This window comes from Kitasatospora humi (genome assembly GCF_020907985.1).
In the GTDB taxonomy this organism is placed as follows: Bacteria; Actinomycetota; Actinomycetes; order Streptomycetales; family Streptomycetaceae; genus Kitasatospora; species Kitasatospora humi.
Genome location: NZ_JAJJPA010000017.1, coordinates 113,982 through 128,336, shown reverse-complemented (window position 1 = coordinate 128,336; position 14,355 = coordinate 113,982). Strand labels below are relative to the sequence as shown.

Below are 14,355 nucleotides of genomic sequence, written 5' to 3'. Positions count from 1 at the left end.
GCAGGTCAACGGCCGTTCAGCCGCGGACCGACGCCCGGATGGACGGCAGGCGGACGGCCGGTGACGGCAGGCGGACGGCAGCGGACGGGCCGCCCCGAGCGTTTCGGGGCGGCCCGTCCGTGCTGCCGTGCGGTGGCTCGGGGACCGGCCGGTCCCCTCCCACTTACTGCGGCGTGCGGTAGCGGGCCGGGACCAGGTCGTCCCGCTCGGTCCACTGGCCCGGCGGGACCGGCTTGGGCTCCTGGTGGCCGGGCCACCAGGCGGCGCGGCCGAGCAGGGCGGTGAGCGACGGGGTGAAGAACATCGCCATCACGAAGGCCGCGACGATGATGCCGAACGCGATCGAGAAGCCGATCTCGCTGAACAGCACGTTGCCGGCCAGCATGAAGGTGGCGAAGGAGGCCGCCAGGATGGTGCCGGCCGAGCCGACCGTCGGTCCGCCGTGCTTGATCGCCTCGTAGGCCGCCGCGCGCGGGTCGCGGCCCTCCCGGGCCTCCTCCCGCAGGCGGGCGATCATCAGGATGTTGTAGTCGGTGCCGATCGCCACCACGAACAGGTAGATGAAGATCGGCATCATGAACATGATGCCCGGCTGGTGGTCGAAGTGCTGGAAGACCAGGCTGGTGGCACCGAGGGTGGCGCCGAAGCCGAGGCCGACCGAGACCATCAGGTACCAGGGGGCCACGACGCTGCGCAGCAGCAGGCCGAGGATGATCATGATCAGCAGCGCGGCGATCGGGAACACGGTCTTGTAGTCGTGGTCCATCGCGGAGTTGATGTCCGCCTCGATCGCGGTCATGCCGCCGACCAGGGCCTTGGTGCCGGCCGGGGCGGCCTTGTGCGCGGAGGAGCGCAGGCCGTCCATGGTGTCCAGGGCCGCGTTGGAGGCCGGATCGTCCTTGAGCGTGACGGTGAAGTCGGCAGTCATGTGGTCATGACTCTCCACCGGCGACGGGGCGACCTCGGCGACGCCCTTGACGCTGCTGAGCGCCTGGACGTAGGCGGGGAACTGGCTCGGGTCGAGCGGCGAGCCGTTGGTCGAGGTGACGTAGACCTCGGACGGGTCGGCGGCGCCGGCCGAGTAGGCCTTCTGCATGGAGCTCTGGACGACCATCGACTCCTTGCTCGCCGGCATCGAGCCGGAGGCCAGGTCGAAGGTGCCCTTGTAGCCGAGCCCGGCCAGGGTGAGCGCGACCAGCAGACCGCCGGAGACCAGGGCGACCATGCCGGGGCGGCGCTGGGTCATCCGGCCGAGGGCGGCGAACCGGGCGCCGTCCTTCTCGTGCATCCACTTCTTGCCGGGCCAGAACAGCGCCCGCTCCGGGATCACCGAGAAGATCGCGGGCACCAGGGTGAGCGAGGCGATGGCGGTGGTGACGACCGCGATGGCCAGCGCCGGGCCGATCGCCTTGAACAGGCCGAGGCTGGAGATGATCAGGACGGCGAAGGCGACGGTGACCGCGCCGGCGGCGGAGGCGATGGCCTCGCCGACCCGGCCGATCGCGTTGACCATGGCCTCCTTGCGCGGCTCCCCGGCTCGCAGCCGCTCGCGGTAGCGGAACATCAGGAAGAGGAAGTAGTCCGTGCCGACGCCGAGCAGCACCACGATCAGGATCGCCGACATGGTGTCGTTCGCCTTGAGCCCGAACAGCTTGGTCGCGTCGGCGATCAGGGCGTTGCTGGTCGGCATGATCACGGCCATGATCAGCAGCAGTGGCAGCACCGAGATGATCACGCTGCGGAAGATGAACGCCAGGATGACCACGATCAGCACGAAGCTGCCGAGGAAGATCAGGGTGTCAGCGGTCTTGGAGGAGTCCGACTGGTCCAGGGTCTGGCCCATCTGACCGCCGAGCTGCACCTTGAGGGAGGTGCCGCCGGCCAGCGACTTGGCGTCGGCGCGCAGCTTCTTGGCGGTGTCGGTGTTCTGCTGCGGCGCGTTCTTGTCCAGGCCGATCGAGGACAGCGCGAACTTGCCGTCCTTGGAGACCGCCTGGGCGGCGATCTTCGGATCGGCGGTGGGCGAGACGATGACCTTGACGTACTGGATGTTCTCCGCCGTCAGGCCGTCGACGACCTTCTTGATGTCGCCCTTGTCCTGCTCGGTCAGCCGGCCGCCGTCGTTCCGCTCGAACAGCAGGAACCCGTTCGGGGTGAACGCGGCCGGGAAGGCCTGCTGCTGCAGGTTGGCGGCCTGGATCGACTCGGAGCTCTTCGGCAGGAAGTCGCTCTCGTCGTTCGAGCTGGTCAGCTGAGGTGCCGTGGCGATGATCGCAATGGCAGCGACCACCCAGGCGGCTATCACCCACCAGGCGCGCTTGACGACGAATTGTCCGATTCGGTGGAACATGGCTTCCAATGCCTCCTGGCATGGTTCACCGCAGCCCTGGGGGACGGGGACGCCGGGCGACGGGTTGTGGCTAGGTCGCGGACCTTAGCCGGTCGGCAGGTAAGTGATGAGGAGAAGCATCATACGAGAACTTACTGGCCGCCCGGCAAGTGACTTTACGAGCAGTGCCGGCGCCGTCCCTGGACCACGTCGTGACGTTTCCCCCGAGGGCCCGTTTGCTGCCCCGTACCCATCCTGTCCTGCCGCCCCCGCCGCGGACCTCGTCCCTCGGGTGGAGATCCCTCCCCCTCAGGGTGGACTTCCGCCCGTACCCAAGGTGGAGCGAATACCAGGGATGACCCCACCTCGACCCCAGGGGGAAACCCCGACGCACTGCTCACCCGTCGGCCGGATCGCCCGTCAACTCCACCACCGCTCGGGCCGATTGCCGCCGATCGCCGACCGGCCGCACGACCCGACCGCGGCGACCGGGCACCCGGAGCGGAAGGCCGCCGCACCGACGCCCCACCCCGCGGCGGCGGCTGCGGGCCCACGGCAGCGCTACCGAGGCCGGTGATCAACTGACGGGTACTCAGGCCGACCGGAACCGACCGTTCCCGAGGTCGGGAACGGCGGGTAGGTTCGTAGGCATGCACACGCCCCACGAACCGCCCTTCGACGAGCAGCGGGCCCGCGTCCTGCTGGCGCAGGCCTGTGCCGAGGCCGGCCTGCCCGACCCGGCCGGCGCCCGGCTGCTCGCACTGGGCGAGAACGCGGTCTTCGACCTCGGCGCCCCCGCCGTGGTCGCCAAGGTGGCCCGGGCCCGGAAGCTGGCCGAGCGCACCGCGCGCGAGCTGGCCGTGGCCCGCTGGCTGGACGGGGTGGGCATCCCGGTAGTCCGGCCCGCCGACGACCTGGCCGAGCAGCCGGCGGACGGCCACCCGGTCAGCTTCTGGCACCGGCTGGCGCCGGCAGTGCGGCCGACCACGGCCGCCGACCTCGGGCCGCTCCTGCGGGCCCTGCACCTGCTGCCCGGCCCGCCCGTCGAGGCGCGCGGGCAGGAGCTGCCCCGCCGGGAGCTGCTGGCACCGGTGGAGCGGTGGCTGCGGTCCGGCGGCGACGCACTGGATCCGGCCGATGTGGCGTTCCTGCTGCGGCGGCGCGACGAGCAGCGGGCGGCGATGGCCGAACTGGTGCCGATGCTGCGCACCGGTGTGATCCACGGCGACGCACTGCCGCGCAACGTCCACCTGGGCCCGCACGGGCCGATCCTGCTGGATCTGGAGACCGTCTCCGACGATCTGCGCGAGCACGACCTGGTGGTGCTGTCGGTCAGCCACCACCGCTACGGCCTGCCGGAGGACGACTACCTCGCCTTCACGCGCAGTTACGGCTGGGACGTGCGCGACTGGGCCGGCTACCCGGTGCTCCGCGACGCCCGGGAGGTCGCCGGCACCGCCTGGCTGGCGCAGCGGGTGGCGGGGGACCCGGCCGCGCTGGCCGAATTCCGCCGCCGGGTGGCTTCGCTGCGCGACGCCGACCGGTCGGTGCGCTGGTACGCGTTCTGAGCGGTGCGCGCGGGCCGGTGGCGGGCTCCGGGGCGGCGCCCCGCACCGAACCTGGGTGAACTCCCAGGATTGGTGAGATAGCTCTCACAATCCTCTCAGCATTTCGGAACTGCGGACCGCGCCGTCATCGTCGTAGGGAGCGGCCGCAACCGGTTCCGGTGCGGCCGACCCCACCCCAGGACGTCAGGAGTCGTCGCATGCCGGTCCGCACCCACCGCACCGTGCTCCGTCGCGCCGCCGCCGGCTGCGTGGCTGCCCTCACGCTCGCCCTGGCCTGCGCATGCGGCCCGGGCTCGGGCGGGTCCGGCCAGGCAGTCGGCACGCCGGCCGCGGGCCCCTCGGGGTCGGCGTCCGCCGGCGCGACCCCCTCGGGCGCGGCGAGCACTGGCGCGGCGGGATCGGGCGCGGCGGGCGCGACTCCCTCGGGCTCGGCGAGCTCGACCAGCAGCAGCCCGAGCGGGCCGGCCACCGGCTCGGCGAGTGCTCCGGCCCCCGGCACGCCCAGCGGCGGCACGACCGGCACCCCGGCCCCGGGACAGCCCTCAGGCAACCAGGCCCCCGCCACCACGGCGGCCGCCCCGCGCCCGGCGCCCGACGCCCCGGGCACCTCGGTCGTCTACCGCACCGCGAGCGGCGCGGCCGGCGGCAAGACCGTCGCCCTCACCTTCGACGACGGCCCGGGCCCGTACACCGGCCAGATCCTCGACCTGCTCGACCAGTACCACGCCAAGGCGACCTTCTGCGAGATCGGTCCGCAGGCCAGCGCCAACCCCGCGCTGGTGAAGCGGATCGTGGCCGACGGCAACCGGCTGTGCGACCACACCGTGCACCACCCGCAGCCGATGCACACGCTCCCGCTCGACAAGCAGACCTACGAGATAACCGCCGCCAAGGACATGATCACCAGGGCCGGCGGCCCGGGCACCCAGGTCAGCTGGTTCCGCGCACCCGGCGGCGACTTCAGCACGGCCAACCGCCAGATCGCCGTCCAGGACGGACTGCGCCCGCTCGGCTGGACCGTGGACACCCGCGACTGGGCCCGGCCCGGCGTGGACCAGATCCTGGCCAATGCCAAGAGCGAGCTGAAGCCCGGCGGCATCATCCTGATGCACGACGGCGGCGGCGACCGCTCCCAGAGCGTCGCGGCGCTGGCCCAGCTGCTGCCGTGGCTGGTCCAGCAGGGCTACACCTTCGACTTCCCGGCGAGCTGACGAGCCGGCGGGCCGAGCGAACAAGCGGCCCAGCGAACCGGGCGGCCGAGCGAGCAAGCGGCCGAGCCAACCGGGCGGCCGAGCGAGCAAGCAGCCGAGCCAACCGGGCGGCCGAGTGAGCTGATCGGCCGTCAGCGCAGCGGCCACCGGGCGTCCACCACGGCCTGCGGGTCCTTGCCCGCGCGCAGCCAGGACTGCAGGCCCTCGGCCCACTCCCGGTACCAATGCACCTGCTGCTCGTGCAGCGCCGCCAGGGTGAGCTCGCCGACCTCGGCGGGGTAGCGGCGGCCCAGCGCCACCGCCACCCGCACGGCGGCGAGCGCGTCGCTGGCCGCGTCGTGCGCGTGGGCCAGCTCCACCCCGTAGACCTCGCAGACCCGCTGCAGCCCTCGGGAGCCCTTGCGGTAGCGGTCCACCGCCCGGTCGATCACCAGCGCGTCCAGCACCGGCGCCACCAGCTCTCCCGCCAACCGCTCCGCCAGCGGCGCGAGTTGGTGGCGCCGCAGTTCGGCGTCCAGCAGCGACAGGTCGAACGGCGCATTGAACGCCACCACCGGGGTGCCGCGGCCGAGCTTCTCGCAGAGCGCCGCCGCGATCTCCTCGATCGCCTCGGCGGCCGGTCGCCCCCGGGTGCGGGCCTGCTCGTCGCTGATCCCGTGGATCGCCCGGGCCTGCTCGGGTATCGGCACCCCCGGGTCCAGCAGCCAGCGGGTGGTGCGCACCGGCACCCCGCCGACCGCCTCCACGAGTGCGGCCGTGACGATCCGCGACTCGGCCGGCTCCGTCCCGGTCGTCTCCAGGTCGAAGCCGACCAGCGGCCCCCGCCACCACGGCGCCGCCCCCGGCCCCGCGTCGAGCTCGTCCATCACCAGCGCCCCTTCCGTACCCATCCGCATCGCTGTCGGTTCGTCGGGGTCCATCATCACGGCTGCCTGTGACAATCCGGCTGGTGGGCGCTGTTCGAACGAATTCGGCCTCCATGGATGTGATCGCGCTGCTAACGTCCGGTGCGCTACCCGCCCCCGAAGGAGTGCACCCGTGCGCCTACCGCGCCCCCTGATCTGCCTGCCGCTGGCCGCCGCCCTCACCGCCTGCGGTCCGAGCGGAGCCGGCGCTCCGAAGTCGGCGAGCAGCCCGGCGGTGAGCAGCGCCACAACGGGCCCGTCCACCGCGAGCGTCGCGCCGTCGGCGACGGCGACGGCGACGGCGACGACGGCGACGGCGACGACGGCGACGGCGACGACGGCGACGGCGACGACGGCGACGGCGACGGATCCCGCCGCACTGTCCGCCGGGGAGCTCTTCCGCAAGGCCCTCGAGGCGACGGATTCCATCGAGACGCTCAAGGCGGACGCCCAGAACACCGCCGGTCCAGGGGACACCGACCATCTGGAGATCGACCAACTCGGCGGGAACTGCGCGGGGACGATGGTCTCCGGGGGCACGCCCTACCTCAGTTTCGTCATCAAGACCCAGCAGGTCTGGGAGCGGCTGGAGGCCGGCTACTGGGCCGCGCACCCGTCCAGCCCCGCTGCCGACCAACTGAAGGGCCACTACGTCAAGGTCCCGGAGAGCTTCAAGAACTACCACGACCTCGTCGTGACGTGTGAGCTCTCCACGATGCTGCCCTTGCTGCTCGACGTGAAAGCCACCATGGTCAAGGGTGGCAGCACGACGGTCGACGGCCACCCGGCCATCTGGATCATTCGTGGCTCGTCGAGCATCCTGGTCTCCCTGGAGGACAAGCCGTACATCCGGCAGCTGAAGAACGGCACCAAGACTCTCACCCTCAGCGGCTTCAACTCCCCCGTCAGCATCACCGAGCCGCCGGCCGACCAGGTGATCGCAACGCCGAGCGACAGCCAGCTGCCGCCAGACATCTGACAGGCCGTCACACCGCCGCGAACATCCCCCGGCCCAGCCAGTCGTTCGCGTCCCGCACGCCCGGCAGGACGAAGAAGTAGCCGCCGCCGGTCGGGGAGATGTAGTCGACCAGGGGCTCGTCGATCAGGCGGGTCTGGGTGGCCTCGAACTGGCGGACCACGTCCTGCTGGTAGCAGCAGAAGGCCAGTCCCATGTCGAGGTTGCCGACCTTGTCGACACCGCGGTCGTAGTTGTAACCGCGGCGCAGGATCCGGGAGTCGTCGGTCTTGTCGGTGCGCGGGTTGGCGAGGCGGATGTGGGCGTCCAGCGGGATCGCCTTGCCGTCCGGGTCCTTGGCGTAGTCGGGGGCGTCGTTCTCGTCGGCGCCGTCCAGCGGGGCGCCGGTGTCCTTGCGGCGGCCGAACATCTTCTCCTGCTCGGTCAGCGAGACCCGGTCCCAGAACTCCACCAGCATCCGGATGATCCTCAGCACCTGGTAGCTGCCGCCGGTGGCCCAGGCCGGTTCGCCCGTGCCGTCCTTGACCCAGACCAGGCGGTCCATCTCGCGGCCGGACTTCACGTCGGGGTTGACGATGCCGTCCTTGAAGCCGAGCAGGTTGCGCTGGGCGCCGGCCGGGCGCGGGGCGTTCTGGAAGCCGTCGATGCGCCACTTGACCTGCATCGCGCCGCGGGTGTGCCGGGCGATGTCGCGCAGCGCGTGGAGCACGGTGTCGCGGCTGTTGGCGCAGATCTGCAGCGACAGGTCGCCGTGCAGCTCCTCGGGCTGCAGATTGTCGTTGGGGAAGGTCTTCATCGGGGTGAGCTTGACCGGCTTGGCCTTGGCCAGGCCGTAGCGGCCGTCGAAGAGCGAGGCGCCGACGCCGACCGTGACGGTCAGGTCGTCACTGGGCACGGTGGGGCCGAGGATCCCGTTGTCGGCCGGCGGCGCGCCGACGCCGAGGTCCGGCGGGGTGCCGCCGGCGGTGAGGAACCGTATCCGGTCGGTCAGGGTGTGGAAGAGCTGCTCCAGGGCCGGTCGGTCCTGCGCGATGACGGTGCAGGAGACGAACATCGCGAAGGCCGGTGCGGGCGTGAGGATGCCCGCCTGGTGCTCGCCGTGGAACGGCACCACGCCATGGGCCGGGGCGGCGTCCGCCGCCTCGGCCGGCTGCGAGCCGCCGCCGAGCGCGAAGGCGCCGCCGGCCAGCGCCGCGCCGGCCGCGCCGACGCCGAGCGCGGCGCCCAGGAAGCTTCGGCGGGCGGGCCCGGCCGGGCAGGCGGCCGCGGGGGCGGCGGCCGCGTGCGGGAACGGGCAGGAACCGGTGGAGCTGGGCTGGCTGGTCATCAGGCGGACTTCCGGATCTCAAGCAGGTCGGGAATCGGGGCGAGGTCTTCGAGCAGCTGGCCGGTGGCGCCGTTGAGTTGCATCCGGGCCGACTGGTCGAGCTGCTGCACCGGCGTCCAACTGCCGTCCGGGTGGCGGGCGGCGGCCAGCAGGTCGCCGACCCGCTTCATCCCGCCGTTGACGGTGTCGAGCAGCTGCGGGTTGCGTGCCTGGATCAACGGCTGCAGCACGGTGAGCAGTTCGCGGGTGCCGGCGACATTGGCCTCGGCGGTGGCCAGGTTGCTGCCGCTGCCCTCGTCGGTATCGCCGGAGAGCTCGAACTGCAGGGTGTTCTCCAGGATTTCGTGGGTGCGCAGCGGCAGGTCGGTGGGGTCGAAGTCCTGGGTCGGGAAGGCCTTGACCAGGTCGGCGACGTCACCGGTGAGCTGGTCGGCGGCCGGGGTGAGGTCGGCGGCGCTCTGGTTGTGCCACAGGCCGTACTCCACCCGGTGGAACCCGGTGAAGTCCTTGTCGTTGACGCCGTCCGGCAGGCCGTCGGCGCGGCCGTTGATCTTCTTGTCGAGGTCGGCGAAGGTGCCGTAGGCGGCGCCCAGCGACGAGTACCTGAGGTGGGCGGTGAGCCAGTCGGCGCGGGCCGCGTCGAGGTTGCCGCCGTGCACGTCGGACTGCACCTTCCGGGTCAGCGTCAGCAGGTCGGCCAGGCCGGAGTTCACGTAGGCCTTGTACTGGTCGAGCGGGCCCTTGAGGTCGTCCTCGGAGACCGGCAGCACCGCCTTGGCGTCCGGTCCGCCGGGGCCGCCGACGACATGGACGGCCGCCGAGGTGACCGCGTCGCCGCCGGTGGGCACGCAGCGCCAGGCCAGGTCGCCGCTGCCGATGGTGGCGGTGAGCGGGCGGGTGGTGCCGGGGGCCAGGCCCTCGATCTCGCCGTAGACGGCGCTGGTGGCCGGGTTGATCAGGTAGACCTCGGAGGTCTTGGAACCGGCGTTGTGCATCTGGAAGGTCTGCCGGCCGGGCTGCGGTGCGGTGAAGCCCTTGCCGCACTCGCTCTTCTCGTCGGAGACGGTCACGGTGGCGGCGGCGGCCGGCTTGCCGCCGCCGGCCGCGATCACCACGCCGGCGACCACGGCCGGGACGGTGACCAGAGCGGCCGGGAGCAGCCGGCGGTTGCGCGTCGGGGCGCCCTTCGGGCCTTCCTCCGCCGCAGCCCCGCCCGCCTGCTCCGGCTCGGGCACGACCGCCTGCCCCGGCTCGGTCTCGCCGGCCTGCTCCGGCTGGGCCACGACCGCCTGCCCCGCCGCGGCCACGGGCTTGGGCGCCGCCGCCCGCAGCCCGCGGACGAACAGCGTCATCACCGCGGCGAGGTAGCCCAGGTAGGCGACCACCTGCAGCCAGGTCATGGTGACGGTGAGGTTGAGGACGCCCTGGACCAGGGTCGCGTACCAGGAGCCGGCGTCCAGCGTGCCGCTCAGGTCGAAGGCGTAGGCGTGCCCGCCGGGCAGCACCCCGCCCTCCTGCAGGTCGCGCAGCCCGTAGCTGAGCACCCCGGCGGCGATCACGATCAGCACCATGCCGGTGTAGCTGAAGAACGTGGTCAGGTTGATCTTCAGCACCCGGCGGTACAGGCCCCAGCAGAGGCCGGCGGCGAGCACCAGACCGGTCCCGGCGCCGACCGCGGGGCCGGTGGCCTCACCGGCGGAGCGGGCCGTGGTCCAGAGGAACAGCGAGGTCTCCAGGCCCTCCCGGCCGACCGCCAGGAAGCTGGTGACGACCAGCATGCCGGCGCCCATGCCGAGCGCGGCGGTGACCTTCTCGCGCAGCTGCGCGGAGAGGTTGCGGGCCGACTTGCGCATCCAGAACACCATCGCGGTGACGAAGGCGACGGCGATCAGGCTGAGGGCGCCGCCGAAGGCCTCCTGCGCGGTGCCGGACAGGTTGGCCGCGGTGAAGGTGAGGACGGCTCCGAAGCTGAGCGCCAACGCGACCGCGGCCAGCACGCCCGTCCAGACCTGCGGCAATCGGCCTTTCTGACCGGACCGGACCAGGGTGGCGACCAGGATCGAGACGATGAGTCCCGCTTCCAGGCCCTCCCGAAGCCCGATCAGAAAGCTTGGAAACGCGTCGTCCCACATCGGCGGCGAACTCCCCTAGGCGTGCGTGGGCCGCGGCTGCGACCAAGGTTAGCTTAGGCATACCTTAGTCGCGCTCCGGGAGGGGGGTCCGGTGCGAGCTGCGTCACACACCGTCAGTTGATCGGCCGGGAGTCGGCCCACACCCCCTCGAACTCCTCGCGGTAGACGTCGAGCAGCCCCGGCTCGCCGTCCTCCCCGCCGCCGGCCACCGCGCGCAGCACCAGCGCCGGCGACTCGATCCCGCGCGCCCGCCGCAGGTACGGCTGCACCACCCCGAGGTCGCCGGTGCGCCGCCGCGAGCCGGGCACCCGGGCGCCCTCCACCAGGTAGGCGGTGAACCGCGGGGTCTCGTCGAAGACCCGGATCTCGAAGCCGCCCGGGTCGCGCAGCCGGGCGCGGACCCGGCGCACGTGCATGATGTTCATCTCGATCGAGCGGGACAGCTCGCCGCGCCCCAACCCGAGCTCCCGTTCCCGGCGGCGGACGGCGCTGCTCGCCGGATTGAGGAACAACAGCCGGGCCCGGCAGCCCTCGGAGGCCAACCGCACCAGCCGCTTGCCGGTGAAGTTCTGGCAGAGCATGCCGAGCCCGATGCCGATCGCGTCCAGTCGCCGGGCGCCCTCCAGCAGGTCCTCCACCGGCAGGTCGCGCTGCAGCCGCACCCGATCGGCGTGCACCGCGGCGACGTCGGCGAACCGCCCGGCCACCAGCTCCTCGATGATGTCGGCGGGCGGCGCCGCGGCCGTCGCCGACCGTCCGTCGAGCAGGCCGAGCACCCGGGCGGCGGCCCGCTCGGTCTGCGCCAGCACGGTGGCCGACAGGCTGCGGTTGCGGGAGACGACGTGCCGCGCCACCTCCAGCTCGTCCAACGCCAGTTCGATCTCCCGCCGGTCGTCGAGGTAGGGCTCGAAGCACGGCCAGTGCTGCACCATCAGTTCGCGGAGCTGCGGAAGGGTGAGGAAGACCAGCGGGTCGTCGTCGGCCGGGTCCAGCAGGTAGCCCTTGCGCCGGCTGACCTCACGGACCGCGGCGGCTCGGCGCACCCACTCCTCGCCGACCGGCCCGGCGGCGGCGGTCACCCAGTCCGCGCCGTGCGCCGGGGCGTACACCGGGCGCAGCAGCTCGTCGAGCAGGGCGCGCAGCCGCTGCTCGACCAGGTTGAGCCAGACATAGGCGCGGCCGGTGAGCCTGACCTGCTGGTAGGCGCGCTGCCACTGCTCGCCGGTCCAGCCGGGCGCGGCGGCCTCACCGCTCGCCTGCCCCGGGAGTAGGCGCCCACCGCCCGGTGACCCGAGCACCACGGTCGGCGCCTCGGCTCTGGAGCCCGAGCCGCCGATCGGGGGCCCGTCCGGCCAGTCGTCGGCGGGGAACCCCATGCGCTACCTCACCTCTCGGCCGCCCCTCCCCGGCTGGAGGCGACGTGACGATCAAGCGTACTGCCCGGCCGGGCGGCCGGGCAGCCCAGTGCGAACCTGGCGGCGGCCGGCCGACCGCGACTCGAAAGAGCGTCAGGACGGGTCTGCGACAGCACGGACGCAGACCTCGCCAACCCCTCCGGCTGGACGCTCGTTCGGGTTAATGCGCCCCGAAAGGGCGTCAGAATGCGCTCGGAGCGGCAACCATGCCAATGACAGTGTGTCAGTCGGCAGTGTGCCGTGCGTCACGCTGGGCGGCGCGCGGACATGTGACGTGCGCCACCCGGGCATACCGCAGCCAGCGGTGCGCCGACTCCCGACGGGAGCGTCAGTTCCCCTTGACACCAGGGAAGTTGAGGCTATATGCAGGTCTGGCCGGGTCAGCCGTACCCCCTGGGTGCCACCTACGACGGGGTGGGCACCAACTTCGCGGTGTTCTCCGAGAGCGCCGATCGCATCGAGTTGTGCCTGCTGCAGTCCGACGGCTCCGAGGAGATCGTCGAACTGCGGGAGACCGACGCGTTCGTGCGGCATGCGTACCTGCCGGGCGTCCAGCCCGGCCAGCGCTACGGTTTCCGGGTGCACGGTCCCTACGACCCGGCGCGCGGTCACCGCCACAACGGTGCCAAGCTGCTGCTCGACCCGTACGCCAAGGCGATGAGCGGGACCATCGACTGGGACGAGTCGGTCTACGGCTACCACTTCGGCGCGCCCGACCGTCGCAACGACCTGGACTCGGGCCCGCACACCATGCACTCGGTGGTCATCAACCCCTACTTCGACTGGGGCAACGACCGCCCGCCGCGCACCGACTACCACCGCTCGGTGATCTACGAGGCGCACGTCAAGGGCCTGACCCAGCTGCACCCGGGCATCCCCGAGGACATCCGCGGCAGCTACGCGGCGCTGGCGCACCCGGCGCTGATCGAGCACCTGTGCAAGCTCGGCATCACCGCGATCGAGCTGATGCCGGTGCACCAGTTCGTCCGCGACCACCGGCTGCGCGACCTGGGGCTGTCCAACTACTGGGGCTACAACACCATCGGCTTCTTCGCCCCGCACGGCTCGTACTGCTCGGCCGGCGATCGCGGCCAGCAGGTGCAGGAGTTCAAGTCGATGGTCAAGTCGCTGCACGCGGCCGGGATCGAGGTGATCCTCGACGTGGTCTACAACCACACCGCCGAGGGCAACCACCTGGGTCCGACCCTGTCGATGCGCGGCCTGGACAACACCTCGTACTACCGGCTGGCCGCCGACCGCCGGTACTACATGGACACCACCGGCACCGGGAACAGCCTGCTGATGCGCTCGCCGCACGTGCTGCAGCTCATCATGGACTCGCTGCGCTACTGGGTCACCGAGATGCACGTCGACGGCTTCCGCTTCGACCTCGCGGCCACCCTGGCCCGGCAGTTCCACGAGGTGGACCGGCTCTCCTCGTTCTTCGACCTGGTGCAGCAGGACCCGGTGGTCTCCCAGGTGAAGCTGATCGCCGAGCCGTGGGACGTCGGCGAGGGCGGCTACCAGGTGGGCAACTTCCCACCGCTGTGGACGGAGTGGAACGGCAAGTACCGGGACACCGTGCGCGACCTGTGGCGCGGGGAGAACGCCACGCTCGCCGAGTTCGGCTCCCGGTTGACCGGCTCCTCCGACCTCTACCAGCACGACGGCCGCCGGCCCATCGCCTCCATCAACTTCGTCACCTGCCACGACGGTTTCACACTGCGCGACCTGGTCTCGTACAACGAGAAGCACAACGAGGCCAACGGCGAGCAGAACCGGGACGGCGAAGCCTTCAACCGGTCCTGGAACTGCGGAGTCGAAGGCCCGACCAGCGACCCGGCCGTCAAGGAGCTGCGCGACCGCCAGCAGCGCAACTTCATCGCCACCCTGCTGCTCTCCCAGGGCGTGCCGATGCTCTCGCACGGCGACGAGTTGGGCCGCACCCAGCTGGGCAACAACAACGGCTACTGCCAGGACAACGAGCTCTCCTGGGTGCACTGGCCGCTCGACTGCCCGCTGCTGGACTTCACCCAGGGGATGGTCTGGCTGCGCCGCAACCACCCGGTGTTCCGCCGCCGCCGGTTCTTCCGCGGTCGACCGGTGGCCCCCGCGCACGACGCGCTGACCGACATCGCCTGGTTCACTCCGAGCGGTGACGAGATGACCGAGCAGGACTGGTCCACCAGCTACGCCAAGTCGCTGACGGTCTTCCTGAACGGCGCGGCGATCTCCGAACCGGACCGGCGCGGCGGGCGGATCACCGACGACTCGTTCCTGCTGATGTTCAACGCGCACTACGAGTCGCTGAAATTCACCATTCCCGAGGGCCTCGGTGAACTGTGGCAAGTCGTGGTCGACACCACACTCGCGACACTCCCGACTCCGGGGACCGGGGTTCGGTTCAACGCCGGCGAGGAGATCCAGCTGACCGACCGCTCCTTGCTGGTGCTTCAACGACCGGCCAAGCGACGTCATTGAACCCGGTCGGG

Annotated in this window: 9 protein-coding genes; 4 read left to right on the top strand and 5 right to left on the bottom strand. The window is 71.7% G+C overall.

The features are described from left to right. Window positions 1-163: 163 nt before the first annotated feature. Entirely contained in the window at window positions 164-2,350 is a 2,187-nt protein-coding gene (locus LN042_RS18390; protein ID WP_230052333.1) for an MMPL family transporter, read from the bottom strand. A gap of 629 nt (window positions 2,351-2,979) precedes the next feature. On the opposite strand from LN042_RS18390, the gene LN042_RS18385 reads away from it, so the two are divergent. Continuing rightward, window positions 2,980-3,897 (top strand): phosphotransferase enzyme family protein, encoded by a 918-nt coding sequence (locus LN042_RS18385; RefSeq protein ID WP_230052332.1) that lies wholly within the window; start codon window positions 2,980-2,982, stop codon window positions 3,895-3,897. A 197-nt stretch (window positions 3,898-4,094) separates the two neighbouring features. Further along, window positions 4,095-5,108 (top strand): polysaccharide deacetylase family protein, encoded by a 1,014-nt coding sequence (locus tag LN042_RS18380; protein WP_230052331.1) that lies wholly within the window; start codon window positions 4,095-4,097, stop codon window positions 5,106-5,108. Between the two features lie 131 nt (window positions 5,109-5,239). On the opposite strand, the gene LN042_RS18375 is transcribed toward LN042_RS18380, so the two are convergent. Further along, a complete protein-coding gene (locus tag LN042_RS18375) occupies window positions 5,240-5,998 on the bottom strand; it encodes an exonuclease domain-containing protein (RefSeq protein ID WP_372495765.1) in 759 nt (252 codons plus the stop codon). 148 nt (window positions 5,999-6,146) lie between these two features. Here LN042_RS18375 and LN042_RS18370 point away from each other — a divergent pair, with 148 nt between their 5' ends. After that, window positions 6,147-6,992, top strand: coding sequence for a hypothetical protein (locus tag LN042_RS18370; RefSeq protein WP_230052330.1), 846 nt, complete (start codon window positions 6,147-6,149; stop codon window positions 6,990-6,992). 7 nt (window positions 6,993-6,999) lie between these two features. Here LN042_RS18370 and efeB read toward each other — a convergent pair whose 3' ends face one another. From efeB to LN042_RS18355, 3 genes are all read right to left on the bottom strand, one after another. Beyond that, a complete protein-coding gene (gene efeB / locus LN042_RS18365) occupies window positions 7,000-8,316 on the bottom strand; it encodes an iron uptake transporter deferrochelatase/peroxidase subunit (protein ID WP_230052329.1) in 1,317 nt (438 codons plus the stop codon). Further along, window positions 8,316-10,448, bottom strand: coding sequence for an iron uptake transporter permease EfeU (gene efeU / locus LN042_RS18360; RefSeq protein WP_230052328.1), 2,133 nt, complete (start codon window positions 10,446-10,448; stop codon window positions 8,316-8,318). The genes efeB and efeU overlap by 1 nt, the downstream gene beginning before the upstream one ends. A 113-nt stretch (window positions 10,449-10,561) precedes the next feature. Next, on the bottom strand, window positions 10,562-11,824 hold the full coding sequence (locus LN042_RS18355; protein WP_230052327.1) for a DUF5919 domain-containing protein: 1,263 nt from the start codon (window positions 11,822-11,824) through the stop codon (window positions 10,562-10,564). 402 nt (window positions 11,825-12,226) lie between these two features. On the opposite strand from LN042_RS18355, the gene glgX reads away from it, so the two are divergent. Next, complete coding sequence (glgX, locus tag LN042_RS18350) at window positions 12,227-14,344, top strand: glycogen debranching protein GlgX (RefSeq protein WP_230052326.1); 2,118 nt, start codon at window positions 12,227-12,229, stop codon at window positions 14,342-14,344. Window positions 14,345-14,355 lie beyond the last annotated feature (11 nt).